Genomic DNA, 24,733 nt, shown 5'->3' on the forward strand with positions numbered 1-24,733 from the left:
GCGCGCCGCTTTTTTTTCGAACGAATCCTCAGGAAACGACGGCCGGCCGCCCCGCGACCGAGATCGCCGTGCCTTTCGTCGCCTGCTTGTACTTCACGTACCCGATCGCCAGCACGCGACCCGCCTCGGTTCCCTTCGCCGCGCTCGTCACGTTGCCGATCACCTTGCCCGTGGGATCGGTGATCTCCGCGGAAGCGGGCACCTCTGCGTCGCCCTCGATCGAGATCGGCACGAGCTTCTTCTTCACGTGCCCGCGCATTTGCAGCATGAAGACGGCCTCCTGCCCGAGGTAGCAGCCCTTCTGGAACGAGACCGTGAGCGGCTCGAGCGACGCCTCCTGCGGGTAGTTCTCCTCGGAGAAATCCTTGCCCCAGCGGCCGAGGCCGATCTCCACGCGGAGCGCCTCCCACGCCGCTTCCTCCGCGAGAAGCACGGGCGGCGATCCTTTGCGCTCCAAGCGTCCGAGCGCGGCGTCCGCGGCCGCGGGCTCGAACGCGAAGAGCGCCCCGCCCTTGCCCGACGTGTCCACCGAGGCCGCGGCGAGGGCGCCGTGCGCGCGCGCGAGCGCCGGCAGATCCTTCGATCCAGGGCCATGCGCGACGATCCAGGCGACGTCCGCGCTCGCGTCTTCGAGCTCGACGTCCTCCATGATCACGTAGTGGTCGAAGTGCTCGATGAGCGTCGCGATCCGATCACGCGGCGCGCCCACGAGGATGCGGTCGTCGTCGATCAGGATCCGCAGCTCCGCGAGGATCTTGCCGGTCTTGGCGACGGCGAATCCATACGCGCCCTGGCCTGCTTTCAGCGGCGCGAGGTCGCACGTGATCATGCCGTTCAGCCAGGTTTGTCGGTCCTTGCCGCGCACCGAGAGCGTCCCGAGCTCGGGCGCGCGGAGGAGGAGCGCGCCTTCGGCGAGGGCGCGGCGCAGCGGGGCGATGTCGTTTTCGCTCATGGGGCTCGGAGCTTCATGGGGGTTCGGACGGGATCGGGGCAAGGCCTCGGGGCTCTTCGGGCTAGAGCGGGCCAGCGGACCCGTCAAGCCCTTGCCATGTGCGAGCGCGCTCGCCCGTTCGCGCTATCTTTCAAGATTGTCCCCAAAGGACACCCAGCCCCCCAGCCAAGGAGCTTGCCCATGCGACGTCACCACGCCTTGCTCTTCTTCCCCCTCGCGGCCGTTTCCCTCGCCTCCGCGCTCGCCGCGGGCTGCGGAGGCGGCGAAAACCCCGGGACGCCGGGCGGAACGGGGAGCGGCGGCGCGCCCGACGGCGGCGATTCCGGCGGTGGCGGCGAGGGCGGGGGCCTTTTCGTCGGCTCCGGTGGCTCCGGCGGCGCGGGGGGCGCTGGCGGCGCGGGGGGCGCTGGCGGGGTCGATTGTGACGGCGGGCCGTGCGGCCCGGTGTGCGGCAATGGGGTCATCGAGCCGGGGGAGACGTGCGACGACGGCAACGTGGACGCGGGGGACGGCTGCTCGAACGATTGCACCACGATCGAGAAGGATTACGCGTGCCCGATGCCGGGCATGGCCTGCGTGAGCACGGTCGTCTGCGGCGACGGCAAGGTGACGGGCGCCGAGACGTGCGACGACACGAACGCGGCGGCGGGGGACGGCTGCGACACGCTTTGCCAGGTCGAGCTCGGCTGGCAATGCCCGGTCATCGGCGCGTCCTGCCAGGCGGCCGCGTGCGGCGACAGCATCCTCGCGGGACAGGAAGAATGCGAGGACGGCAATGTCGCGGCCGGCGACGGCTGCGACGCGAATTGCCAGCTCGAAATCGGATGGGTTTGTCCGCCTGGAATGCCGTGCAAGCCCACCGTCTGCGGCGACGCCGTGGTCGAGGGCAAGGAGCCCTGCGACGACGGCAACAACGACATGGGCGACGGCTGCACGCCGTTCTGCCAGCGCGAGCCCGACTGCGCGATGGGCGCGTGCAAGTCGACCTGCGGCGACGGGCTCAAGCTTCCGGGCGATGACGAGCAATGCGAGGACGGCAATACGGCGAGCGGCGACGGCTGCTCCGCGACCTGCCAGATCGAGCCTGGTTTTTCCTGCCAGGACGTCGCGGAGAACGCGGGGGACTCGCTGGAGATCCCGATCGTGCTGCGCGACTTCAAGATCGCGCACCCCGATTTCGAGGGACCGAACGGCAGCGACCTCGGGATCGTGCAGAACATGCTCGGACCCGACGGCAAACCCGTCTACGCGGGCAACCCGACGACGCCGACCACCTCGGGCAAAGCGAACTTCGATCAATGGTACCACGACGTCGCCGGCGTGAATTTCACGGTGCTGCAGAAGCTCACGCTCACGAAATTGCCCTCGGGCGCGTACCGGTTCGACGACACGACGTTTTTCCCGCTGAACGGCCTCGGCTTCGGCAACGAGGGGAACGCGAACAACTTCCATTTCACGAGCGAGGTCCGGTACTGGTTCGAGTACAAGGGCAACGAGCAGCTCGATTTCACGGGCGACGACGACGTGTGGGTCTTCGTGAACAAGCGGCTCGCGGTGAACCTCGGCGGCGTGCACGGCGCGCTGACGGGCAGCGTCTTGCTGAACGCGGCGAAGGCGGTGGAGCTCGGGCTCGAGGTCGGCAAGATCTACGAGACCGTCGTGCTCCAGGCCGAGCGACACACGACGCAATCGAACTATAGGCTCACGCTCTCGAATTTCGTGAACACGAAGTCGACCTGCCAGAGCGTCTGCGGCGACGGCATCGTCACCCCGAACGAGGCCTGCGACGACGGGACGAACGACGGCAGCTACGGCTCGTGCACGCCCGATTGCAAGAAGGGCCCGTATTGCGGTGACGGCATCGTACAGCCGGAGGGCAACGAGGCGTGCGACGACGGCGTGAATTTGACCCCGTACGGCAATGGCTGCGCGCCGGGCTGCAAGGCGGCCGCGTCCTGCGGCGACGGCCAGATCGACAGCCTCTTCGGTGAGCTCTGCGACGACGGGACGAACGACGGCGGCTACGGCGAATGCGCCGCCGGCTGCACGCTCGGGCCCCGCTGCGGCGACGGCGTCGTGCAGACGGGCTTCGAGTCGTGCGACGACGGCAACAAGACGCCCGGCGACGGCTGCGATCAGAAATGCGTGATGGAATCACCCAAGTGAAACCGGGCCCGCGCCCGCGGGCAATCGCCGTCACGAGCACTCCCTCGCCGCCTCCTCCTTCTTGAACCGCCGCGCGCGAACGGGGTACGATGACCTTCGCGTGAACGCCCACCCGCAAACGGAGCTCTCGGAAGGCTCGATCTTTCACGGTCACTACCAGATCGTGCGTTCCGTCAACGCCGGGGCGATGGGCGCCGTGTACGAGGTCGTCGACCTCAAGACGAAGCGGCGGCGCGCGCTGAAGGTGATGCTGCCGAGCATCATCCAGAACGCCGAGATGCGCGAGCGGTTCAAGCTCGAAGCCACGATCACCGCGGACATCGTGAGCGAGCACCTCGTCGAGACGCTCGACGCCGGCGTCGATCCCGAGACGGGCGCGCCGTTCCTCGCGATGGAGCTGCTCCAGGGCGACGACCTCGCGACGCTCCTTTCCGAGCGCGGCCGGTTCGCGCCCGCCGAGATCGTGACGCTGCTCTGGCAGGTCGCGCGCGCGCTCGACAAGACCCACGCCGCGGGCATCGTGCACCGCGATCTCAAGCCCGAGAACCTGTTCGTCACGCGCCGCGACGACGGCTCGCCGCGCGTGAAGGTGCTCGATTTCGGAATCGCGAAAATCGTCGCGCAGAGTGAGGCCGCGGACCGACAAACCCGCAACCTCGGCACGCCGCCCTATATGTCGCCCGAGCAGATCACGGGCGACGGGACGATCGGACCGCGCTCCGACCTGTATGCGCTCGGGCACATCGCTTATGCGCTGCTCGTGGGGCAGCCTTACTGGGGCGAGGAGGCGAAGACGAGCGACACGGTCTACGCGTTCCTGATGACGATGATGCAGGGCGCGAAGGAGCCGCCGACGATCCGCGCGAAGCGATATGGCGTGACCTTGCCCGAGGCGTTCGACGCCTGGTTTGCCCGGGCCACCGACATCATGCCCGCGGTGCGGTACGAGTGCGCCTCCGACCAGATCAACGCGCTCGCGACGTCCCTCGGTGTGACGCCGCCGGGTCCCTCGGAGGCACGTGCTGCGGCGCGGGTGATCGCCGCGGACAAACCCATCTCCAAGGTCAGCTGGGCCGTCCCGGCCCTCGTCGCGGTCTTGGCCCTTCTCCTCGGCGCGTCGCTCGTCGTCCTCCTCGCGCGCCGAGCGCCGGAGGAGACGAAGACCACGACCGTCGCCGCGGCCGCGACCCCGAACGCGGCGCCGCCCGAGCCTGCGCCCGCCCCGCCCACGTCCGCCGCGGTGGTCCCTGCGTCGGTCGGGGCCACGGCCTCGGCGCTCCCGGCCGCGGCGGCCGCCAGCGCTTCGGCCTCGCCTCGCGGGAAGACCTCGCCGAATGCACCGTCCAAGCCCGCCCGCAAGACATCCGTTTATGATCAGCTCAAGACTCTCTAGGCATTCTCGGCGCGCCGCGTGGCTCGGCCTCGCCCTGGCCGCGTGGGCTCGCCCTGCGGTCGCGGCCGAGCCGAGCGTGCCGGATCCCGCGGCGCTGGCGCTCTTCGAGAGCGCGCGGGAGCTCGTGGACAACGGCGATTGGGCGGCCGGCTGCGCCAAGTTCGAGGCGAGCTTGATGGTCTACGCGGCGCCGAGCACGATGCTCAACCTCGCGAAGTGTTACGAGCACGACGGCAAGCTCGCCACAGCGTGGTCGGCGTACAAACGGTCGCTCGTGCTCAATCAGGAGACGCCGGGCGCAGAGCGAAAAAGCGCGCTCGACACGATTGCGAACGAAGGCATCACCAACATCGAGCCGAAGCTGCCGCGCGTGAAGATCACGATCGCGAACGCGCCCGTCGGCCTTTACATCACGCGCAATGGCCAGGAGATGCCCGCGGCCATGCTCGGGAGCGCCATTCCCGTCGATCCAGGGCCGCAGACGATCGCCGTGCAGGCCCCGGGATTCCGCGCGCTCCGCAAATCCTTCACCGCGACCGAGGGCAAGACCGAGGACATCACGCTGAAGCTCGAACCGGAGCGCGGAGATGCGGCCGCGCCGGGGAGCGGGCGCATCCCGGCGTGGGCGTGGGTCGCGGCGGGCGGGGGCGTCGCGCTCGGCGTCGCGGCCGCGGCGTTCCGTATCGATCAAGCCCGCGTCGAAGGCCGGCAGGACGCGCTTTGCAAGGGCGACCTCGAGCGCGGGTGCCCGCCGCTCTCGCAATACGATCCGACGGACGACAACGCCACCAAGAAGCGGGATTTCGCGCTCTTCGTGGGCCTCGGCGCCGGGGGCGTGATCGCGCTCGGCGCGGCGGTGACGGGGTTCGTCCTCGGATCCCGATCGCCCTCCCGGGCAGCGACGGCGGGCACTGTCGTCGTCCCGTGGATCGGACCGAACGTCGCAGGCGCTGGCATCGGGGGTCGATTTCAATGAAACGTTTTGTCGCTCTGGGCTCGTCGGCCATCTTCCTCGCGGCTTGCCTCACGGCCGACGCCGTCCCCTCGCCGGAGCGCGACGCCGGCGCGGGCGGCATGGGCGGGCAGGGCAGCTCGTCGAGCGGGGGCGGCGGCGCCGGCGGCGGATCGAGCGCGGCGAAGGGCGACGTCCTCTGGGGAAAGGCGTTCGGCGGCGCGTTCAACCACGAGCGCGCCTCGGGCGTCGCCACGGATCCCACGGACGATACCATCTTGCTCGTGGGCAACTACGAGGGCGCTTTCTCGTTCAATGGGACGGACGACTTGCCGCACGCCGGCAATGGCGACATCTACCTCGCGAAATTCGATTCGACGGGCGCATTTCAATGGTCCGTCCAATCCGGCGACTGGGCAGCGCAGTTCGTCAACGGCGTCACGGTCTCCGCCGATCGCCACATCTTCCTCGCCGGCTCGTTCGAGGGGGAGCTCGCGCTGCCGAACGACGTCAAGCTCGCGACCACCGGCGGAAAAGACGACGTGTTCGTCGTGAAGCTCAACCCGGACGGCGTGCCCGTGTGGGCGAAGGGGTTCGGGGACGGCTCGCAGTCGCCGAAGCTCGCGACGACGATCGCCGTCGACACGAAGGGCAACACGATCATCGCCGGCTATTTCGAGGGCTCGCTCGTGTTCTTCGCCGACCAGCCGATCAACGCGATGGGCGGCCGCGACGTCTTCCTGGCGAAGCTCGACAAGGACGGCAATCCGCTCTGGAGCAAGCGCCTCGGCAATGGGAACCCGGGCGGCCAGCCGAACCATCTCCTTTGCCGCGTCGCGCTCGATCACGACGACAACATCGTCCTGGAGACGGCGTTCTCGGGCACGATGAGCCTCGGTGGGGGGCTCCAGGACGAGGCGAGCCCCGGCAGCCGCGCTATTCTGCTCGCGAAGTTCGACACGGAGGGGATGCCGCTCTGGCAGAAGGTCTTCGGCGCCGCCAACGCCGAGCAACGCAGCCGCGCCCTCGCGATCGACGCGAAGAACAACATCCTCCTCACCGGCGACATCGCCGGCACCATCAGCTTCGGCGGAGAGCAGCTCTCGAGCCCTGCGAATGGGGATTCGGATCTGTTCGTCGCGAAATTCGCGCCCGACGGGGCCCACCTCTGGAGCTTCCGCGCCGGCAGCGTCGGGCCGCAGGAGGGGAAGGCCATTGGCGTGGACGCGGACGACAACGTGATCGTCACGGGCAGTTATACGGGGACGCTCCAGTTCACGGGCGACGACGCGCTCGTGAACAGCGGGCTGAACCCAGGGGATTACGATCTCTTCGCGCTGAAGCTCGATCCGAACGGAAAGTACCTGTGGGCCAAGCGGTTCGGGGACGCGCCCCGGCAGGTGACCGAGGGAATGGCCGTCGACACGAAGGGGAACACGGTCTTCGCGGGATCGTTCGACGGGAAGATCAGGTTTGACAACACGGAGCTCGAGAGCAGCGGGTATGACGATATCTTCTTGATGAAGATGTCGCCGTGAGCCAAACCCGTTCCATGCGACGAACCTCGCCGTTCCCTCGCACGCTTTTCGTATCCCTCCTCGGTCTCACCGCGTGCCAGGCCGCGACCCCGACGCCTCCCGCGTCGTCGCCCTCCGAAGGGGCCGTGACGTCTGCGGTCCCCGACGACCAGCCGCAGGTGGCCGCGTGGGCGAATGGCGGCGCGGTCTTCACCGTCGTGCTCGGCGCGTTCGGCACCATGACGGTCGGCGGGCGGAACATCGCATCCGAGGAAGAACTCCGTACGCTCGCGGCGCGCGCCCGCGAGCAGGCCCCCGAGATCCGGGCCCTCATTCAGGCGGACGCGCTCACCCTGTGGAAGAGCGTCGCGAACACGATGTCCCTCTTGCAGCAGGCCGGCATCACGAAGCTCGCATTCGCCGTCACGCCGGGCAACGGCGACGATCCGAGGCTCTCCGGGGCTACGCCGCGCAACACGTGGGACTGTCCTTTCCCCAAAGCGGCCGATGCGCCAGGCATCGACACGGCCACCGTCGTCTTGACGGTCGCAGTAGACGCCAGTGGAGCACCGGCGTGGGTGCAAATCTTGAATGACCCGGGTTACGGGTTCGGCATGGTCGCGGCGGACTGCGCGATGGGCAAAAAGTATTCGCCTGCGCGGGACGAAAAGGGCCAGCCGGTGGCCTCCAAGACGCCGCCCATTCGGGTCAGGTTTGTCCGGTAGCGACCGGGTTCATCCGCCCACCTCGTCGTCCCCCACGACCGCTCCGGCGCCCCCCTCCCCCACCTTCATCCAAACCGCGCTCTGCTCCCCCTCGTAACACACGTCGCCTTCGTGCCGGAATTCGAAGGCATATCGCACGAAGTGTTTCGTCGCCCCGCGCCGCGCGCGCACTTCACGGCAGGTCGCGATGATCGGCTCCCCCGGCGGCACGAGCTTGCGGAAGACCACCTGATAGAGGTGCGTCCCGTATCCGATCCAGCCCGCCGCGTGCCGCATTCCGTGCAGGTAATACGAATGGATGAACCCCAGCATCCCCGACGCGTGCACCAGCGCCCCGCCCGCCACGTGCCGCGGGTGGCGCACCGGGTGCACGCGTTGCGAGGTCGTGAACGGCAGCGGTTTGTCCGTGGGCATCCGGCAGACGACGCGCTTTTCCGCGGGGTCGAGCTCGACGATCGCGTCGAACAAGAGGACCTCCGGGTCGTAGGGCAGGTCGGCGAGGAACGCGTCGTCGAACGGCTGAAGGGGCATGCGCCGCGTGGTAGCAAGGCCCCTCCCCGCGCGTCAATGCGGCTCGCGCCCCGGCCCCTCGGGTCGCATCCGCTCCCGCATCCGCCGCTCGAGCTCGGGGCTCGTTTGCGGCTGCCCCGCCGCCCCCGGCACGAGCGAGACCCAGCCCCCGAGCAGCGCCGTCGCCGCGCGCGCCTCGTCCGGCGTGAGCTGCCCATCGTCGTTCTCGTCCGCGGCCGCGAACGCCGCGCGCGTCGGCACCCGCACGGCGGCCTCGAACTCGCTCGCGTCGAGCGTGCCGTCGCCGTTTGCGTCGGCCTTCTCGAATGCCGACGTCGCCATCCGCGCGGCGAACGCGGCGGCCCCCTCGTGCAGCTCGCGGCGCGAGATCCCCCCGTCGCCGTCCTGGTCCACGGTGGAGAAGAGCGCGTCGACCGCGCGCGCGGTCGCCTCGTGCGCCTGTGCGGCCGAGATCGACGCGCCGAAATCCACGCCGAGCCGCGCCTCGAACGCGTCGAGTGACTCCCCGGTCATCTGCCCCATCACCGCGCCGAGCGCCCGCGACAGCGCTGGCATCGACGCCGACGCTTCGCGCGCCTCGTCGGTCGACACCACGCCGTCTCCGTCCGCGTCGGCCCGGAAGAACACGGCGCCGACGAGCATGTTGAGCTGCGTCATCGCCTCCTCTCGCTCGATCCTCCCATTCTGATCCGCGTCGAGCCCGAAAAAGGCGCGATCGAGGAGGACGGCCCCTTGCTCTTCGGGCGCCTCCTCTGCTCCTGCCACGCTCGTCGCCGCGATCGTCGCGAGCGCGACGATCCCTTGCGTGAACCTCCGTGCTGCCATGGCTCCCTCTCTCTGGTCGGTTCCTCGCGGCGCACGCACACCTTCACGGCGTCCGCGCCGCGCACGAACGTGCCGGGGCAATTGTGATGCCCGGGGCTGCCTCCACGCGGGCGCGCGCGACGCTCGCGATCTCGGCCCCGACCTTGCAGCACGCCCGCCCAGGAGGAAGGTCCATGGCCGAGCAAAAGAAGGACACCGAGAAGGGCTCGATGACCGTGCAAGAGGCCGGTCGGCTCGGAGGCGAGAAGGGTGGGCAACGCGAGCGCGAGCTCGTGCAAAAAGGGCACGAGGCCGAGGAGGGCGGCGGCGGAGGCGCGGGCGAGCAGGAGCAAAGCAGCGGCCGGAAGAGCAGCCGCTAGAACATCGATCGGTTTACAACCGCTCGACGTTCTAGCTCTTTTGTCCCGAGGGGGACGCCTCGCGTCCCCCTCTCGGCCAGGCGGAGCCCGGCCGATTCACCCCCCGAGGCGAGCTCGCTTCGCGATCTCGCAGAGCATCGAACTGTTCGATGCTCCAGGCGATCCTCGACAGAAGAAACGACGAGGGGATCGGCGCGAGCTCGCCGGTCCCTCTCGTTTTCGGGCAAGGACGATCCCGGACGAACGGAAAGGGGGAGCCAGCGCGAGCGCGCCGCTCCCCCGACGAACGGAACGATTGGGATCTACGGGCCGTTGCCCTACGGTTTTTGCTGCGGCGCTTGCTGCTTCGGCTGCGGCGCCGGTTGTGGCTGCGCCGGCCGGAGCACGACGTCGAGCCGCACCTGATCGCCCTCGTTGTAGTTCTGGAGGGACGCGGGCGGGAAGGTGAACTCGAGCTGCCCTTGCTCGGTCTGCACCTTGAGGTCGCCCTTCTCCTTGTCGATGTCGACGATGCGGCCGGTCACCTGATGGCGGCCGATCCCGGCCTGCGCCATCTTCTGGGCGCGCTGCTGCTTGTGCTGCTGCATGCCCTGCTGATGCTGGGCGCCTTGCTGCTGCTGCTGCTGGGCGCCTTGCTGCGGCTGCTGCTGCGGCTGCTGCTGCGTGCCTTCTTCGGCCATCACGGCGCTGGCGCCCACCACGAGCGCGGCCGCGGCCATCAGACCCAAGAGTTTCTTCATGGCTTTCCGTCTCCTCCGACCCATTCGACGCTCGGGAAGCCGGGCCATGACGAGCCTGGTTCCCCCCCCGAGGTCCCGGTGGGCCTCCCCCCTCCCGCCTCGCAACGGTGGTGCCGTCCCGAACCGAGACGGATCGCGGACGCTCGCTCCTTCTCCGGGATGTCCGGCTGCGCAGACCCGAAACGCTCGACCACGAGCCCTCTCCACCCCAGAGACCGTTTGACGGGCCGGGGCCTCCGGCGTAAGCCGACGACATGTCCGGCGCACCTCGTCGCTGGCCCCCGGCCCTCGCGCTCGTCGCATCGCTGCTCGGGCTCGTCTTTGGCGGCCTCTCGACGCTCGATTACTCGAAGCACCTCGACCGCCAGGTCCACGACATCCACTGCTCGTTCGTCCCCGGGCTCTCCGCGGGCGGGGCGGGTGAGAACGCTTGCCGCGCGGCCATGTACAGCCCGTACTCGGCGCTCTTCCGCGACCGGTACTGGGGCGGCATCCCGATCTCGCTCTTCGCCGTCGGGGCCTTCGCGTTCTTCGCGGCCTTCGCGCTCTACCTCCTGCTCGCAGGGCCCCGGGCCCCGCGCCGCGCCGCGCAGTTCTACGGCGCCGTGAGCCTCACGCCCCTCGTCGTCTCGGGCCTGATGTTCGCGATCTCGGCGCTCAAGCTCGGGCAGTACTGCAAGACGTGCGTCGGGATCTACATCTCGTCCGTCCTGCTCGCCGTGGGCGGCGTCATGATCCTGCTCGACGCGCGGGCCAAGGGCGCGCCGGCTCCCGCCGCGGACAAACCCGAGGGCGCCGCGGAAGGCGCGAGCGCAGGGCGGCCCGTGGGCGCGATCTGGCTCGTGCCCGCCTGGCTCGTCGCGCTCGGGATCTTCACGATCACGCCGACCTTGATCTACTTGAGCGCGCTGCCGAGCTACGCCTCGTACATCTCGGGCTGCGGCAAGCTCGCGAAGCCGACCGAGCCGAACAACGCGCTGCTCCGGCACACGCCGGCCGGCGCGAAGCAGCCGGCGACGCTCTTCGTCGACCCGCTCTGCCCGACGTGCAAGGCCTTCCACAAGCGCCTCGAGGCCGACAAGATCTTCGAGCGCCTCGACACGACGCTCGTGCTCTTCCCGCTCGACAACGAGTGCAACTGGATGCTCGACCGCCCGCTGCACCCGGGCGCGTGCCTCGTCTCGAAGGCCGTGCTCTGCGGGGAGAACCGCGCGGTCGACGTGCTCGAATGGGCCTACGACAACCAGGAGCGGCTGCTCGAAGGCGCGAAGTCGCCGGCGGGGCTCGCCACGGTTCGCTCGGCGATCCGGGAGAAGTGGTCGAACCTCGACGCGTGCATCGACTCGAAAGAGACGAAGCTCCGCCTCGAACGAATGCTCCGCTACATCGTGAACAACCAGCTGCAGGTCTCCACGCCGCAGCTCTTCCTCGGCGACACGCGGCTCTGTGACGAGGACAGCGACATCGGCCTCGCCTACAGCATCCGCAAGCTCGCGCCGGACCTGGGGCTCCCATGAAATACGCAGGGATCGTCGGTATCGTGGCCGGGTGCACGCTGCTCGCGGGATCGGCCTTCGCGGTGCACGCGGAGGTGAAGTCGTCGGCGGAGCGGCTGAAGACGGGGATCGCGGAGTCGGTGAAGCCCGCGGTGGCGATCGCGAACGACGCGGAGGCCCCGTATTGCACGCCGAAATTCAAGGAGGTCCTGGCGCGCGTGATTCACGCGTGCGGGCTCGAAGGCGGCGAGGCGCGTCGCGGCTGCCAGCCGGCCGACGTGAAGAACCTGGCCTCGATCAGCGACGACGATTTCAACGCGCTCTTCACGCCGCTGAAGGATCGCGGAGGCGTCGTGATGTTCGACGACGGCTCGGAGAAGCTCGACGACGACGGCAAGAAGATGCTCGAGGAGCTCTGGGTCGAGCGGAAGGGCGCCCGGTATTTCTTCATCGTGGCGCGCGCCTCGAAGACGGGCACGCCGGACTTCAACCGGTCGCTCTCGCACAAGCGCGCGAACAGCGCGTTTTTCCACATCGGCGACAAGTTCAAGGAGCCCGACCTCGACAAACAGGTGGGCCTCCTCTGGCTCGGCAACGAGTTCGCCCAGCTCGGCAAGGAATACTGCGAATGGAATGTCTCGCGGAAAGGCAAGGCCTGCGCCGCGGAGGCGATCAACCGGAGCGCGTTCGTGTCATGGGTCGACTGTCAGCTCTGATTCTCCCGCTCGCGTTCGTCGCGCTCGCCTGCGAAACCGGCGCCGGCGCCAAACCAGAGCCTCCGGTGACGGGCCGTAGCAATGCGGTCACGGCTGGAAGCGGCACGGCCGCGACGAGCCCGACCCAAACCACGGCCTCCGCGAAGCCGAGCGCCGCTCCTGCCGCGCCTCGCAAGCTCTGCGCCGATACGACGGCGCGCCCGGCGCCGAAGGGCGCCCTGAGGACCGCCGCGGCCCCGGGCGCGACGGCGCTGCCCGGAAGCATTTCGTTCGGCGTCGGCAAATGGGTCTGGGTGAACCTCTGGGCGGCCTGGTGTGGGCCGTGCAAAGAAGAAATGCCCCGGCTCCAGAACTTCCAGAGCCGCCTGCGCAATGCGGGGGTGATGATCGACCTCGCGTTCGTCTCGCTCGACGACGACGAGCGGCAGCTCTCGCGGTTCCTCGAAGCCCAACCCGAGGCCGGGGTGCGTGCGTCCTACTGGCTGCCCGAGGGCGGCGGGCGCGACAGCTGGATCGCGGCCCTCGGCGTCAAGGACGCGGGCAACCTCCCCGTCCACGCCCTCATCGCGCCCAGCGGGCAGCTCGCCTGCCTCATCCAGGGGGCCGTCGAGGAGTCGGACTACCAGGCGATCGCCGACATCGTCGGCACGAAGCGATGACGCGCGGCGCCGGTCGCGGTAGAAGCTAGCCCCGCCCATGTCGGAGCCCGAAAAGAACCGCGATCCCTTCCAGCTCTGCGGCACCACCATCGAGGGCAAGTACCGCGTCACCCAGGTGATCGGCGACGGCGGCTTCGGCGTCGTCTACCGCGGCGAGCACATCGGTTTCGGCGAGAGCATCGCGATCAAGTGCTTGAAGCTGCCCGCGGAGCTCGGCGAGAAGCAGCGCGCCCAGTTCCTCGAACAGCTCCGCGAGGAGGGGCGGCTGCTCCATCGGCTCTCGCGCGTCACCTCGGGGATCGTGCAGGCGCTCGACGTCGGCGCGTTCGTCACGCAGAACGGCACGTGGGTGCCGTACCTCGTGCTCGAGTGGCTCGAAGGCGAGACGCTCGGCGAGCTCATCAAGAACCAGAGCAGCCGCGGCGGCATGAGCACGGCCGAGGCGATCGCGCTGCTCGAACCGGCGGCGCGCGCGCTCGCCGTGGCGCACGCGCAGAAGATCGCGCACCGCGACGTCAAGCCCGCGAACCTCTTCGTGACGGACGTCGGCGGCAAGCGCACCGTGAAGGTGCTCGACTTCGGCATCGCGAAGGTGCTCACCGAGCACGCGAGCTTCACCGAGGCGCTCGCTGCGACGCGGCAGGGGCCGACGGCGTTCACGCCGCGCTACGGCGCGCCCGAGCAGTTCAACAAGCAACGCGGCGCGACGGGCCCGTGGACCGACGTGTTCGCGCTCGCGCTGATCTTCGTGGAGCTCGTGAGCGCGCGCAAAGCGCTCGAAGGCGACGACCCGACGGAGCTCTACATCATCGCCGCGGATCCGAGCCTGCGGCCGACGCCGCGTGCGCGGGGAGCCAACGTGAGCGAGGCCGTCGAGCGCGTGATCGAGCGCGCGCTCAGCGTGGAGCCGAAGCACCGCTTCGCCGACGCGGGCGCGTTCTGGGACGCGCTCGTCGCATCCGCGGCCGAGGCCAACGCAAGCGCGGCCAGGGCCTCGTCCCCGGACAAACACGCCGCGTCCATCCCGCCGACGATCCAGGAGTCCGCGGACAGCCTGCTCTCGACGGCCGAGTTCGCCGAGAAGAAGCAGCTCGGCGTGGCCACGGAGCAGAACCGCGCGACGGGCAACATCCGGAACAGCGACGCGTTCGGTGCCACCGAGGCCGCGCCCACGGTGGCGAAGCCGGGCGCGAAGCCCGCGGCGACGCGCGATCGTGATCCGATGGCGGAGACGCCGCTCGGCGAGCGCTTGCCGCAGCCCTCGCAGACGGGGCCGAAGCAGCCGACCGCGAACGCGACGCCGCTGCCGCCCGCAAAGGACACGACCGAGAAGACCGGGCTCGAAGCGACGGCGACGGCCGAGGGGAAAGGTCGGCCGGTCTGGCCGTGGCTCGCCTTCGCGCTGCTCGTGGGCGGCGGGGCGCTCGGCTACACGCTGCTCACGATGGGCTCGCCCAAGGGCAAACTCCCGCAGAAGCCCGTGGCGAGCGCGACGGTGCCCGTGAAGGGCTCGCCCTCCGGCGGGCCGAACACCACGCTGCCGACGGCCCTCGCGAGCGCCAGCGCGAGCGCGAGCGCGTCGGCGATGCCCTCGGCGTCCGCGGCCGCGCCGTTCGTGCCGCCGCGAGACATGGTCCTCGTCGCGCCGGCCTCGGCCAAGCTCGGGGAGGGACCGGATCAGCGGCAGGTGACGCTCTCGAAGGGGTTTTACCTCGACGCGATGGAGGTCACGACGGGGCAGTACCGCGCCTGCGTCGCGGCCGGAAAATGCCCGGCGGCGAAGCAGGTCGTCCTGCCGGCGGAGAGCGCCGCGCAGCTCATGGCGTCGACCGACGCGGAGGAAGATCCCGAGGCGAAGGCCTCGCCCGAGGAGTTCGCGCAGGCGTGGACGTCGAAGTGCAACGACACGCGCGATGCCACGGATCACCCGATCAACTGCGTCACGCACGCGGCCGCCGACGCGTATTGCGCGTTCCGCGGACGCCGTTTGCCCACGGAGGCCGAGTGGGAGCTCGCCGCGCGCGGCGCCGCGGGCCGCGCCTTCCCCTGGGGCGACAACGCGCCCACGTGCAACCGCGCGTGCTTCGATCGCAACGGCAAGTGCGTCGAGGGCAGCGAGGGCGTCGCGACGTGCCCCGCGGGCGGCAGGCCCCTCGATCGCACGCCCGACGCCCTCTACGATCTCGGCGGCAACGTGGCCGAGTGGGTCGCCGACGGCTTTGCCTCGCCGCCGCCCGCGGGCACCGATCCCAAGGGCCCGACCAGCGTGCCCATGCGCGTCGTCCGCGGCGGCAGCTTCCTCGATCCGGCGAGCCGCGTCCGCGCGAGCCGCCGCCTCGGCGTCGTCCCGAGCGCGGCGCACGTCACGATCGGGTTCCGCTGCGCGCTCGACGCGCCGGTCGAGCCTGCGCCGACGCCCTGATTCGCCTCACCGCAGCCCGTTTCTCCTCGCCTGCCCCGCGTCCTTCGCGTGGTGCGTCCGCGTGCTCCGTGCCACCACGCGCGCGTCGTAAAACGTTGACATGGACGTAAAAGTTGGCGAATTTCTACGCGCGGCGGGGGGCCTCACGCAGGCTCCGCGCGATCACAGGAGCTGGTGCAGATGAGCAAATGGCTACTCAGCGCGGGTGCCTTCGTGGTGCTGTCGGGCGCCTTCGGATGTACGCCGCCGAAGGTCGTCACGCAGATCACGAGCGCTCGTGATCAGATGAAATTCCTGGTCGTCCAGGGCAATTCTCAGCAGATCGTCAAGTGCCAGGTGGCCGCCGACGGCGCGCTCTCCGGATGCAAAACGATGCAGCTCGTCCTGCAGGACGAGGATTGAGAGGAATGACCATGTCCCGCATCCCGATGGCGCTTTTCGCCCTCGCTCTCGCGGCCCTCTCGACGGGTTGCGTCACGCGAAGCATCACGAACTTCGAGGACAACCTCAAGAGCCCGGTGACGGCGCTCGAGGTCATGAAGACCGAGAACTACCTCTTCTTCGCGAAGAGGACGCACCAGTTCTACCTGTGCCAGGACACGGGCGACAAGCTCGTGTGCAAGCTGTCCTGCGACGCCCAGAATGATGTCGTTTGCCCGCAGGGGCAGGCCGGCTATGGCGGCGCGGGGAGCAACGTCCGCTGAGGAGGAATCACGATGAAATCGATTCGTATCGCGCTCGTCGCATTGATCGCCCTCTTCGGCATCGCGTGTGGTCCGCCCCCGAAGGTGTTGACGCGCCAGACGTTCCTCGGCGCGGAGAAGGTGTACCAGGAGCGCATGCAGACGCGCGGCGAGGTCGACCCGAGCACCAAGCAAGTGCTCTTCGACTTCTCCGTTCAGGTCTGTGACGCGACCGAGACCGGCTCCACGAACTGCAAGGAGACGAAGGTTCTCCAGAACGTAGTCCCCCAGAGCATTTACTGAGCGGAGGAGCGACTGCCATGAAGAAGACGATATTCCTGCTCGGTGCGGCGCTCTGCCTGCTCTCCGGGTGCAGCAACAAGGTCCGTTACCGGACCGCCGGCGGCTGGCTCTTCTCGGAAGACCGCAAGCCCATCGCCCTGTACCAGACGTACCTCGAGGGTACGTGTTCGAGCGGATTTGCCGGCTTCGGCAAGGGCTGCTCGGACACGAACTCGAAGCTTTTGCGCTGCAACCTCAATGCGGACAACACGCTCACCTGCGTGGAAGACGCGGCCGCGAACGCATTCCTCAACAAGGACATCCCCGAGCGTTGATTCAGGGCCCTCGTTCCCGAGGGCCTGATTCGAACGCCTCGAGGATCTCGTCCCACGCCGCTCCGTCCCGGAGCCCGAGCGTCTCCCGCCTCGCCGAAAGACACGCCTCGCTGCCCGCCACGAACGCCCGGCAGTCGCCGGGGCGAATCTCGTAAATCGTGCACCGTTTGTCCGGGCCGAGCAATTGGCACCGGCCATCGGCGGCGAGGCGCAGCGTGACCCGCCCGTCCCGCGACCGCTTCACGTACGCCCGGCCCGCGAGGTCCCGCCGGCCCGCAGCGCGGAAGCGCGCGAGGTCGTGCTCGTCGAGCCGCACGTCCGCGTGGTGGCAGCAAGCCGCGCAGGTCGTGCAATCGAGCGGCATCGTCCGCGTCGGCCCCTCGAAGAGCACGTCGCGCGCGCACCAGTCGAGCACGACCGGCCGGAAACGCGGGCGGACCCGCACGAGGGCGAGCCCGGAGAGGGGGCTTGTCTTCACGCGCCGAAATCGCCGCTGCTCCAGGGTGAGCAGGGCGCAGAGGCCGAGCTCGGTGAGCTTTCCCTCCGTGGTCAGGCCGAGCAGGATCTGCACGGAATCCCGCTCGTCCACGATCGCCGCGAGCCCGCCCGCGCGCACGTGGGCCGCCGCGCGCAGAAGCCAGCGCGGTCGGAACCTGCGCCAGACGGGGCGCTCCACGGGCGGTGCGGACATGGGGAGCCCCTATCACGCGCGCGGCGCCGGGAGGGGACCTTTTCCGGAAACATGATTATGATCGGAGGGATGGCTGCCGAGCGCTCGGACCTTTCGAACCGGAAAATCTTCATCATGAAGACGGGGGAGCCCGTCCCGAAGGTGCGCGAGCGCCGCGGCGAGTTCGCGGATCTCATCACGTCCGTGATCGGCGACGCCTGGAGCGGAGGCTACGAGACCTTCGACGCCCGCGAAGGCGCGCCGCCGGACATGAAGGGCGCCGCCGCCCTGGTGATCACCGGCTCGGCGGCGAACGTGCCCGACCGCGAGCCGTGGATGCTCGCCACGGAGGGGTTCCTGCGCGAGGTCGTGTGCATGGGCCTGCCCACGTTCGGGATTTGTTTTGGCCACCAAATTCTCGCCCAGGCGCTCGGGGGCGAGGTGAAGCGCAACCCGCGCGGCCGCGAGATCGGCACGCGCTCGATCCAGAGGCTCGCCGCCGACCCGATCTTCGACGGCCTCCCCGAGGTCTTCACGGCAAACGTGACGCACGTGGACTCGGTCGTGCGGCTGCCGGACGGGGCGACGGTGCTCGCGAAGAACGACCTCGAAGATCACCACGCGATCCGCTTCACCGAGACCTGCTACGGCGTGCAGTTCCACCCCGAGCTCGATGCTGACGTGATGCGCGGCTACATCGAGCACCGCTGGGAAGTCCTCGCCGGCGAGGGATTTTCCGTCGAGGCGCTGCACGCCGGGATCGAAGAGGGGGAGTTCGGGCGGCGCACGCTCTTGAACTTCATCCGCCACATCCTCCCGCGCGACGCGCGCTGACGTTCCCCGGCGCCCTCCTCACGTTACGTCAGCATCGTAAAAAACTGACTCGCGGGTCAGGTCCGGACGAACCCTCTTGGAGGTCCTGAATGACCGGCGGGTTTCCGCGCTCTAAGCGCTCGTTTTGCGGGTCTTGCGGGGCTTCGGGGGGACCGAGACGGGCGGCTCGAGGGCGCGGTCGATGCGCAGGTAGCCGCGCTGCAGGAGGCGGAAGAGCTGTTCGACGAGCTGCTCGCGGGGCCACGCCTGGCCTCGATCAGTGCTCTCGGTGAAGATCTCTTTCAGCGCGCCGACGGTGAACGTCGCGTAGATCGTCGTGTCGCCTTCGGCCACGATCCCGAGGCGCTGGCCCTCGTCGAGGCTCACGCGGAGCAGCGTCTTCACGCCGTCGTAGAAGGAGCGGATCTTCGCGGCGAAGGCCGGATCGAGGCCCGGCGCGAAGGAGAGCAGGAGCTGCGTGAGCGCGGGGTCGTCGAGCAGGACGGCCACGATGCCGCGGATGTTGTGCTTGATCTGCGCCTCGATGTCGCCCTGCGTGTCGACCGTGAGGATCGCGCCGCCGAGGCGCGAGAAGAGGCCGTCGACGAGCTCCACGAAGACCGAGCGCTTGTCGGGGAAGTAGAGATAAAACGTGCCCTTGGCGACGCTCGCCCGGGCCACGATGTCGTCGACCTTCGCCGCGTGATAGCCCTTCGTCGCGAAGACGTCGCGAGCCGCACGGAGGAGCTCGAGACGGCGCTCGGCCTTGTCCATGAAGGGCCTTGTACCACCTCACCCGCGTGATGCGCACAACGGATACGCGCCAGACGAGCGGGCTCTACCTTGCCCCGATCGGGTCACCATGATACCCCATTCTGACTGACTGGACAGTCAGTCGGGGGCAAACGGGACGGGAGAGGGACGGCATGGAGAGACGTGATCCGGTGGTGGTCGGGATCGACGTGGGCTCGACGACGGTAAAGGCCGTCGTGCTCGATCCAGGGACGCTCGAGATCCTCTGGAGCGACTACCAGCGCCACCAGACGAAGCAGCCCGAGAAGGTGCTGGAGATGCTCCAGCAGATCGAGCAGGCGTTCCCGGACTCGCCGCGCCCCGAATGGCGCGTGTTCATGACGGGCTCGGGCGCAGCTCCGCTCTGCCCCTCGCTCGGCGCCAAGTTCGTTCAGGAAGTGAACGCCGTGACGCTCGCGGTGGAAAAACTCCACCCGGACGTGGGGAGCGTGATCGAGCTCGGCGGGCAGGACGCGAAGATCATCATCTTCAAGAAGGACGAGAAGACCGGCGACAAGACCGCGGCGCCGTCGATGAACGACAAGTGCGCCTCGGGCACGGGCGCGACGATCGACAAGTGCATGATCAAGGTGGGTTTGCCCCCCGAGGTCGTGCGCGAGATCCACTTCGACGACACGAAGCTGCACCACGTCGCGGCGAAATGCGGCGTGTTCGCCGAGACGGACATCGTGAACCTCGTGAAGAGCGGGATCCCGTCGACGGAGATCCTGTGCTCGCTCGCGGACGCGATCGTCCTGCAGAACCTGTCCGTACTGACGCGCGGGTCAACCTTGAAACACAAGGTGATCCTGCTCGGCGGGCCGAACACGTACCTGCCGTTCCTGCAGGAGTGCTGGCGCAAGCGGATCCCCGAGACGTGGAACGAGCGCGGCTACGCGTGGCCGAAGGACCGGCCGATCGAGGAGACGATCTTCGTCCCGGAGAACGCGCAGTACTACGCGGCGTACGGCGCGTGCGTGTACGGCCTGCGCGAGGCGGCCGATGTGGGCCTGTACGGGGGAACGGACGGGCTCGTCGACTACATGAAGAACGGGCGCAAGGCGCGGCTCGGCGAGAGCGCGGGGCCGCCGCTCGTCCGGACGAGCGACGAGGTCGACGACTTCCGCAAGCTCTACGCGATCCCGCGGTTCAAGCCGATGCAGCTCGAAGCCGGGCAGGTCGTGCGCGGCGTGATCGGCGTGGACGGCGGGTCGACGTCGTCGAAGGCGGTGCTCGTCGACGAGGACGGCGAGATCGTCTGCAAGGCCTACCAGCTCTCCAAGGGCAACCCGATCCAGGACACGAAGGAGCTGCTCGCGCAGCTTCGCGAGTACGTGCAGGGGCGAGGCGCGACGCTCGAGGTGCTCGGCTTCGGAGCGACGGGCTACGCGGCCGACGTGCTGCAAGAGACGATGCGCGCGGACGTGAACATCGTCGAGACCGTGGCGCACATGATGAGCGCGGTGCGGTACTTCGGCGACGTCGACGTCATCTGCGACATCGGCGGGCAGGACATCAAGGTCCTGTTCATGAAGAACGGCGACATCGCGAACTTCCGCCTCTCGAACTCGTGCTCGGCCGGCAACGGGATGCTGCTCCAGGCGATGGCCGATCAGTTTGGGCTCAAAGTGACGGAGTACGCGGAGACGGCGTTCCAGGCCGAGCTCGCGCCGAAGTTCAGCTACGGCTGCGCGGTCTTCCTCGACACGGATCGTGTGAACTTCCAGAAGGAAGGTTTTTCGAAGGAAGAGCTCCTCGCCGGGCTCGCGCAGGTCCTTCCGAAGAACGTGTGGCAGTACGTCGTGCAGATCCCGCGGCTCGCGTCGCTCGGGCGCAGGTTCGTCCTGCAGGGCGGCACGCAGTACAACCTCGCCGCGGTCAAGGCGCAGGTCGACTACATCAAGGAGCGCGTGCCGGAGGCGGAGGTGTTCGTCCACCCGCACACGGGTGAGGCGGGCGCGATCGGCGCGGCGTTCGAGACGCTGCGCGTGATCAAGCGGCGCGGGACGAGCACGTTCATCGGGCTCGATGCCGCGATCGACCTCAAGTACCACACGAAAAACGACGACGAGACCGTCTGCCACTTCTGCCCGAACGAGTGCAAGCGGACGTTCATCGACGCCGAGCGGCCCGACGGATCGACGGCGCGGTACATCTCGGGCTTCTCCTGCGAGAAGGGCACGGTCGAGAGCGAGGACGCGATGCTCGCGCTCGTGGCCGATCGGAAGAAGATCGCCAAGCAGTTCCCGAACTGCGTCGACTACGAGTCGAAGCTCGCGTTCCGGAGCTTCCACAAGGGCAACGCGATGCCCGCGGACGGGACGCCGATCAAGGACAGCGTCGTGAAGAAGGGCCTGTTCAGCGTGCGTCGCGTGGAGACGACACGGCCCTTCCGGCGCAGCGGGCTCGAGGTGCAGGAGCGGCTGCGCAGGACGCGCATCGGCATCCCGCGCGTCTTGAACCTGTACTCGACGGGCCCGTACTTCCGGGCCTACTTCGAGGCGCTCGGGATCCCGAAGCAGAACGTGATCTTCAGCGACGAGACGACCGAGGAGATGTGGGTCGAGGGCGGCAAGTACGGCTCGGTCGATCCGTGCTTCCCGTCGAAGGTGACGCAGGCGCACATCCACAACCTGCTCTTCCACCATCACTCCGCAGACAAACCGCTGAAGTACGTCTTCTTCCCGATCCTCACGCACGTGCCGAGCTTCGGGAAGAACGTGATGGACAACGCGAGCTGCCCGATCGTCGCGGGCGTGCCCGACGTGATGAAGGCGGCGTTCACGAAGGAGGTCGACTTCTTCGCGACGCGCGGGATCGAGTACCTGGATCCGCCGCTCACGTTCGCCGAGCCGCTTCTGACGGCGCGGCGCATGTACGAGTGCTGGGGTCCGCGGCTCGGGATCACGGAGGACGAGAGCGATCACGCGCATCGTGAGGCGATGGCGGCGCTCGCGGCGTTCGAGCGGGAGCTGCAGGAGAAGGGGCGCGCGATCCTGGAGACGGTCGAGGCGGAGAACCGCGTGGCGATCCTGATGGTCGGCCGGCCGTACCACTCGGATCCGGGGCTGAACCACGGGATCCCGGAGGAGTTCCAGGTGCTCGGCTACCCGATCCTGAGCGTGCGCTCGATCCCGCGGGACGACGACTACCTGCGTCGATACTTCAAAGAGGAGTACGCGCGCGGGCAGCACCCGCTCGACATCAACGACGTGTGGCCAGAGAACTACTCGGCGAACAGCGCCCAGAAGGTGTGGGCCGTGAAGTTCGCCGCGCGGCACCCGAACGTCGTTCTGCTCGATCTGTCGAGCTTCAAGTGCGGCCACGACGCGCCGACGTACGGCATCGTGGACGGGATCGTGTCGTCGAGCGCGACGCCCTACGCGGCGCTGCACGACATCGACGCGAACAAGCCCGGCGGCTCGATCAAGATCCGCGTGAAGACGTACGCGCACAGCTTGAAGCTCTACCAGGAGTCGCTGGAGGACCTCGCGAAGAAGAAGGCGGAGCTCTCGCACAACATCGACAAGAAGCGGCTCGAGCTCTTGCAGCTCAAACAAAATCAGCTCGCGGAGCGGCGCGCGTCCGATCCGGAGCTGGAGAAGCAGATCATGGATCTCTCGGCGAAGGTGCGGGCCTACGAGGCGCCCCCGCCGGCTCCGCCCGAGCCGCCGAAGGGCCTCGTTCAGCTCAAGAAGAAGCGCGCCGACGGCAGCGTCGTGTCGGTTTGACGTCGAAGGAGTCAGGGAGGAATCGATGGAAACTGCAGTGCAGAAGACGCGGCTGCCGGTCATGAACGGCGGCGCGAAGCAGTCCGTGGTCGACGAGGCTCTGGAAGCCGAGCTCCGCGCATTCGAAGAGGCGGAGCGCGAGCGCCTCGGCATCAAGGCCGAGCGCAAGCAGTGGGTCGACTCGATGTTGAACCCGCACGTGAAGCGGAGCGAGCGCGAGAACGTGACGCTCCTGATCTCGGGGCTCACCGCGGCGCAGGACTTCCTCGTGGAAGGCGCGCTCGGCGGACTCGGCTACAAGATCAAGAACATCGGCTGTCCGGACCAGGAAGGCCTGCAGGTCGGCAAGGAGTTCGGCAACCGCGGGCAGTGCAACCCGACGTACTTCACCGTCGGCAACCTCGTGAACTACCTGATCAAGCTCCGCGAGGAGAAGGGTTTGACCAGCGAGGAGGTCATCAAGAACTACGTGTTCCTGACGGCCGGCGCGTGCGGCCCCTGCCGCTTCGGGATGTACGTGACGGAGTACAGGAAGGCGCTGCGCGACGCGGGCTTCGACGGCTTCCGGGTGATGCTGTTCCAGCAGACCGGAGGCCTCTCGCAGGCGACGGGCGACGACGTGGGCATCGACATGAACCCCGCGTTCTTCGTGGGGATCGTGAAGGGCATCGTGTGCGGCGACGTGCTGAACGCGCTCGGCTATCGCATCCGGCCCTACGAGGTCGTGCCCGGCGCGACGAACAAGGCGCTCGAAGAGGCCAAGCGCATCATCTACACGGCGCTGCACGATCAGACGAACGTGTTCGTCGCGCTCTACAAGTGCCGCAAGCTCTTCGAGGCGATCGAGGTCGACAGGCTGCGGGTGCGCGCGAAGGCGTCGATCATCGGCGAGTTCTGGGCGATGACGACGGAGGGCGACGGCAACTACCAGCTGCAAAAGTTCCTCGAGAGCGAGGGCGCCGAGAACGACATCCAGCTGACGACGGCGTGGCTGCTCTACAACGTGTGGGAGGTCCGTCACGACACGCAGGATCGCGAGGTGCTGCGCGGCGTGGACGAGGGGACGATGGGCCTCAAGGACCACCAGGGCGAGTTCGACATCGCCAAGCGCATCGCCACGATGCGGCTCGCGGAGGCGGCGCTGAAGGTCGGCTTCCAGGCGTTCGCGCAGCCGATCGGCCTGCACGACTATCACCTGCCGGACATGGATCTCGTCGCAGAGGTGGCCGAGGACTACTACTCGAACGATCTCCGCGGCGGCGAAGGGCACATGGAGGTCGGCAAGCTGATCGTGAACACGGTGCGCGCAAAGGCGCACATCACGGTGAGCGTGAAGCCGTTCGGATGCATGCCCTCGTCCGGCGTCTCGGACGGCGTGCAGTCGCTGATCACCGGCAAGTACCCGGGCACGATCTTCTGCGCGGTCGAGACGAGCGGTGACGGCGCGACGAACTTCTACTCGCGCATCCAGATGTACATGTTCAAGGCGCGGATCGCGGCCGAGCAGGAGCTCGAGCGCGTGCTCGCCGAGGAGGGTTTGACGCTCGAGCAGGTGCGCGCGTTCCTCGACGCGAACCCGAAGTACAAGAGCGCGCTTTACTACCCGCCCCACCGCGTCGCGGGGACGGCGGCAAACCTCGTCTACGCCGTGGCGCCGTTCATCAAGAAGACGGCGGCGGAGCGCGCGATCGACAAGGCGAAACACGCGGCCGAGGCGCTGCGCGACGTGGCCGTGAGCGCGCCCGGGACGATCACCGAGGTCTACCGGAAGGCGACGGATCCCGAGACGATCGCGAAGGTCCGCGAGGACGCGCTCGTGCTCCGCGACATCGTGCGTGGCAAGGCGATGGAGCGCTTCCGTCCGCTCCTGCAGCAGCTCATGGGCAAGGCCGTCTTCGAGAACAACCCCGAGATTCGCACGACGACCTACGAGCCGATCGCCGCGGAATGATCCCGTCTTGACCACCGCGTGAC

At 68.4% G+C, this 24,733-nt stretch carries 23 protein-coding genes; 17 read left to right on the top strand and 6 right to left on the bottom strand.

What is annotated here, in order from left to right:
* Positions 1-28 precede the first annotated feature (28 nt).
* The gene (locus QHF85_RS29725) at positions 29-952 is read right to left on the bottom strand and encodes a glycine cleavage T C-terminal barrel domain-containing protein (RefSeq protein ID WP_281330732.1); all 924 of its coding nucleotides are present in this window, start codon (positions 950-952) and stop codon (positions 29-31) included.
* A gap of 180 nt (positions 953-1,132) precedes the next feature.
* Here QHF85_RS29725 and QHF85_RS29730 point away from each other — a divergent pair, with 180 nt between their 5' ends.
* The 5 genes from QHF85_RS29730 (at position 1,133) to QHF85_RS29750 (ending at position 7,705) form a co-directional block, all read left to right on the top strand.
* Positions 1,133-3,118 carry a DUF4215 domain-containing protein gene (locus QHF85_RS29730; protein ID WP_281330733.1) on the top strand — a complete coding sequence of 662 codons (1,986 nt, stop codon included), beginning with the start codon at positions 1,133-1,135 and terminating at the stop codon, positions 3,116-3,118.
* A gap of 100 nt (positions 3,119-3,218) precedes the next feature.
* Complete coding sequence (locus tag QHF85_RS29735) at positions 3,219-4,511, top strand: serine/threonine-protein kinase (protein ID WP_281330734.1); 1,293 nt, start codon at positions 3,219-3,221, stop codon at positions 4,509-4,511.
* On the top strand, positions 4,489-5,487 hold the full coding sequence (locus QHF85_RS29740; RefSeq protein WP_281330735.1) for a hypothetical protein: 999 nt from the start codon (positions 4,489-4,491) through the stop codon (positions 5,485-5,487). The genes QHF85_RS29735 and QHF85_RS29740 overlap by 23 nt, the downstream gene beginning before the upstream one ends.
* Positions 5,484-7,001, top strand: a complete 1,518-nt coding sequence (locus QHF85_RS29745) for a hypothetical protein (protein WP_281330736.1) — start codon at positions 5,484-5,486, stop codon at positions 6,999-7,001. The genes QHF85_RS29740 and QHF85_RS29745 overlap by 4 nt, the downstream gene beginning before the upstream one ends.
* Before the next feature lie 125 nt (positions 7,002-7,126).
* A complete protein-coding gene (locus tag QHF85_RS29750) occupies positions 7,127-7,705 on the top strand; it encodes a biopolymer transporter ExbD (RefSeq protein WP_281330737.1) in 579 nt (192 codons plus the stop codon).
* A 9-nt stretch (positions 7,706-7,714) separates the two neighbouring features.
* Here the strand turns inward: QHF85_RS29750 and QHF85_RS29755 are convergent, their stop codons facing one another.
* Both QHF85_RS29755 and QHF85_RS29760 read right to left on the bottom strand, forming a co-directional pair.
* Positions 7,715-8,236 (bottom strand): hotdog fold domain-containing protein, encoded by a 522-nt coding sequence (locus tag QHF85_RS29755; RefSeq protein ID WP_281330738.1) that lies wholly within the window; start codon positions 8,234-8,236, stop codon positions 7,715-7,717.
* A 33-nt stretch (positions 8,237-8,269) separates the two neighbouring features.
* Positions 8,270-9,061, bottom strand: coding sequence for an EF-hand domain-containing protein (locus QHF85_RS29760; protein WP_281330739.1), 792 nt, complete (start codon positions 9,059-9,061; stop codon positions 8,270-8,272).
* Between the two features lie 173 nt (positions 9,062-9,234).
* Here QHF85_RS29760 and QHF85_RS29765 point away from each other — a divergent pair, with 173 nt between their 5' ends.
* Complete coding sequence (locus QHF85_RS29765) at positions 9,235-9,420, top strand: hypothetical protein (protein ID WP_281330740.1); 186 nt, start codon at positions 9,235-9,237, stop codon at positions 9,418-9,420.
* Between the two features lie 317 nt (positions 9,421-9,737).
* Here QHF85_RS29765 and QHF85_RS29770 read toward each other — a convergent pair whose 3' ends face one another.
* The gene (locus QHF85_RS29770) at positions 9,738-10,160 is read right to left on the bottom strand and encodes a hypothetical protein (RefSeq protein ID WP_281330741.1); all 423 of its coding nucleotides are present in this window, start codon (positions 10,158-10,160) and stop codon (positions 9,738-9,740) included.
* 254 nt (positions 10,161-10,414) lie between these two features.
* On the opposite strand from QHF85_RS29770, the gene QHF85_RS29775 reads away from it, so the two are divergent.
* From QHF85_RS29775 to QHF85_RS29810, 8 genes are all read left to right on the top strand, one after another.
* Positions 10,415-11,677: a vitamin K epoxide reductase family protein gene (locus QHF85_RS29775; RefSeq protein WP_281330742.1), complete on the top strand. Its 1,263-nt coding sequence runs from the start codon at positions 10,415-10,417 to the stop codon at positions 11,675-11,677.
* Positions 11,674-12,372: a hypothetical protein gene (locus tag QHF85_RS29780; RefSeq protein WP_281330743.1), complete on the top strand. Its 699-nt coding sequence runs from the start codon at positions 11,674-11,676 to the stop codon at positions 12,370-12,372. The genes QHF85_RS29775 and QHF85_RS29780 overlap by 4 nt, the downstream gene beginning before the upstream one ends.
* Positions 12,351-13,031 carry a TlpA family protein disulfide reductase gene (locus QHF85_RS29785; RefSeq protein WP_281330744.1) on the top strand — a complete coding sequence of 227 codons (681 nt, stop codon included), beginning with the start codon at positions 12,351-12,353 and terminating at the stop codon, positions 13,029-13,031. The genes QHF85_RS29780 and QHF85_RS29785 overlap by 22 nt, the downstream gene beginning before the upstream one ends.
* A 37-nt stretch (positions 13,032-13,068) precedes the next feature.
* Positions 13,069-15,453, top strand: a complete 2,385-nt coding sequence (locus QHF85_RS29790) for a bifunctional serine/threonine-protein kinase/formylglycine-generating enzyme family protein (RefSeq protein WP_281330745.1) — start codon at positions 13,069-13,071, stop codon at positions 15,451-15,453.
* Between the two features lie 180 nt (positions 15,454-15,633).
* Positions 15,634-15,855: a hypothetical protein gene (locus tag QHF85_RS29795; protein ID WP_272420767.1), complete on the top strand. Its 222-nt coding sequence runs from the start codon at positions 15,634-15,636 to the stop codon at positions 15,853-15,855.
* A gap of 11 nt (positions 15,856-15,866) precedes the next feature.
* On the top strand, positions 15,867-16,157 hold the full coding sequence (locus tag QHF85_RS29800; RefSeq protein ID WP_281330746.1) for a hypothetical protein: 291 nt from the start codon (positions 15,867-15,869) through the stop codon (positions 16,155-16,157).
* Positions 16,158-16,169: 12 nt separating this feature from the next.
* The gene (locus QHF85_RS29805) at positions 16,170-16,439 is read left to right on the top strand and encodes a hypothetical protein (RefSeq protein WP_281330747.1); all 270 of its coding nucleotides are present in this window, start codon (positions 16,170-16,172) and stop codon (positions 16,437-16,439) included.
* 17 nt (positions 16,440-16,456) lie between these two features.
* Positions 16,457-16,753, top strand: a complete 297-nt coding sequence (locus QHF85_RS29810; protein WP_281330748.1) for a hypothetical protein — start codon at positions 16,457-16,459, stop codon at positions 16,751-16,753.
* A gap of 1 nt (position 16,754) precedes the next feature.
* On the opposite strand, the gene QHF85_RS29815 is transcribed toward QHF85_RS29810, so the two are convergent.
* Positions 16,755-17,444 (bottom strand): YkgJ family cysteine cluster protein, encoded by a 690-nt coding sequence (locus QHF85_RS29815; protein WP_281330749.1) that lies wholly within the window; start codon positions 17,442-17,444, stop codon positions 16,755-16,757.
* 69 nt (positions 17,445-17,513) lie between these two features.
* On the opposite strand from QHF85_RS29815, the gene QHF85_RS29820 reads away from it, so the two are divergent.
* On the top strand, positions 17,514-18,257 hold the full coding sequence (locus QHF85_RS29820; protein WP_281330750.1) for a glutamine amidotransferase: 744 nt from the start codon (positions 17,514-17,516) through the stop codon (positions 18,255-18,257).
* A 111-nt stretch (positions 18,258-18,368) separates the two neighbouring features.
* Here the strand turns inward: QHF85_RS29820 and QHF85_RS29825 are convergent, their stop codons facing one another.
* Positions 18,369-19,010 (bottom strand): TetR/AcrR family transcriptional regulator, encoded by a 642-nt coding sequence (locus QHF85_RS29825; RefSeq protein ID WP_281330751.1) that lies wholly within the window; start codon positions 19,008-19,010, stop codon positions 18,369-18,371.
* A 152-nt stretch (positions 19,011-19,162) separates the two neighbouring features.
* Here QHF85_RS29825 and QHF85_RS29830 point away from each other — a divergent pair, with 152 nt between their 5' ends.
* Positions 19,163-22,759: a BadF/BadG/BcrA/BcrD ATPase family protein gene (locus QHF85_RS29830; RefSeq protein WP_281330752.1), complete on the top strand. Its 3,597-nt coding sequence runs from the start codon at positions 19,163-19,165 to the stop codon at positions 22,757-22,759.
* A 25-nt stretch (positions 22,760-22,784) separates the two neighbouring features.
* A complete protein-coding gene (locus QHF85_RS29835; protein WP_281330753.1) occupies positions 22,785-24,710 on the top strand; it encodes a 2-hydroxyglutaryl-CoA dehydratase in 1,926 nt (641 codons plus the stop codon).
* The last annotated feature ends 23 nt before the right edge of the window (positions 24,711-24,733 follow it).

Origin of the sequence: Polyangium sp. 6x1 (assembly GCF_029946515.1) — a bacterium.
Taxonomy (GTDB): domain Bacteria; phylum Myxococcota_A; class Polyangia; order Polyangiales; family Polyangiaceae; genus Polyangium.

Coding starts and splice junctions, on each gene's coding strand:
- QHF85_RS29725 (WP_281330732.1), bottom strand. CDS start 952: ATGAGCGAAAACGACATCGCCCCGCTGCGCCGCGCCCTCGCCGAAGGC.
- QHF85_RS29730 (WP_281330733.1), top strand. CDS start 1,133: ATGCGACGTCACCACGCCTTGCTCTTCTTCCCCCTCGCGGCCGTTTCC.
- QHF85_RS29740 (WP_281330735.1), top strand. CDS start 4,489: ATGATCAGCTCAAGACTCTCTAGGCATTCTCGGCGCGCCGCGTGGCTC.
- QHF85_RS29745 (WP_281330736.1), top strand. CDS start 5,484: ATGAAACGTTTTGTCGCTCTGGGCTCGTCGGCCATCTTCCTCGCGGCT.
- QHF85_RS29755 (WP_281330738.1), bottom strand. CDS start 8,236: ATGCCCCTTCAGCCGTTCGACGACGCGTTCCTCGCCGACCTGCCCTAC.
- QHF85_RS29760 (WP_281330739.1), bottom strand. CDS start 9,061: ATGGCAGCACGGAGGTTCACGCAAGGGATCGTCGCGCTCGCGACGATC.
- QHF85_RS29765 (WP_281330740.1), top strand. CDS start 9,235: ATGGCCGAGCAAAAGAAGGACACCGAGAAGGGCTCGATGACCGTGCAA.
- QHF85_RS29770 (WP_281330741.1), bottom strand. CDS start 10,160: ATGAAGAAACTCTTGGGTCTGATGGCCGCGGCCGCGCTCGTGGTGGGC.
- QHF85_RS29775 (WP_281330742.1), top strand. CDS start 10,415: ATGTCCGGCGCACCTCGTCGCTGGCCCCCGGCCCTCGCGCTCGTCGCA.
- QHF85_RS29780 (WP_281330743.1), top strand. CDS start 11,674: ATGAAATACGCAGGGATCGTCGGTATCGTGGCCGGGTGCACGCTGCTC.
- QHF85_RS29785 (WP_281330744.1), top strand. CDS start 12,351: ATGGGTCGACTGTCAGCTCTGATTCTCCCGCTCGCGTTCGTCGCGCTC.
- QHF85_RS29790 (WP_281330745.1), top strand. CDS start 13,069: ATGTCGGAGCCCGAAAAGAACCGCGATCCCTTCCAGCTCTGCGGCACC.
- QHF85_RS29795 (WP_272420767.1), top strand. CDS start 15,634: ATGAGCAAATGGCTACTCAGCGCGGGTGCCTTCGTGGTGCTGTCGGGC.
- QHF85_RS29800 (WP_281330746.1), top strand. CDS start 15,867: ATGTCCCGCATCCCGATGGCGCTTTTCGCCCTCGCTCTCGCGGCCCTC.
- QHF85_RS29805 (WP_281330747.1), top strand. CDS start 16,170: ATGAAATCGATTCGTATCGCGCTCGTCGCATTGATCGCCCTCTTCGGC.
- QHF85_RS29810 (WP_281330748.1), top strand. CDS start 16,457: ATGAAGAAGACGATATTCCTGCTCGGTGCGGCGCTCTGCCTGCTCTCC.
- QHF85_RS29815 (WP_281330749.1), bottom strand. CDS start 17,444: ATGTCCGCACCGCCCGTGGAGCGCCCCGTCTGGCGCAGGTTCCGACCG.
- QHF85_RS29820 (WP_281330750.1), top strand. CDS start 17,514: ATGGCTGCCGAGCGCTCGGACCTTTCGAACCGGAAAATCTTCATCATG.
- QHF85_RS29825 (WP_281330751.1), bottom strand. CDS start 19,010: ATGGACAAGGCCGAGCGCCGTCTCGAGCTCCTCCGTGCGGCTCGCGAC.
- QHF85_RS29830 (WP_281330752.1), top strand. CDS start 19,163: ATGGAGAGACGTGATCCGGTGGTGGTCGGGATCGACGTGGGCTCGACG.
- QHF85_RS29835 (WP_281330753.1), top strand. CDS start 22,785: ATGGAAACTGCAGTGCAGAAGACGCGGCTGCCGGTCATGAACGGCGGC.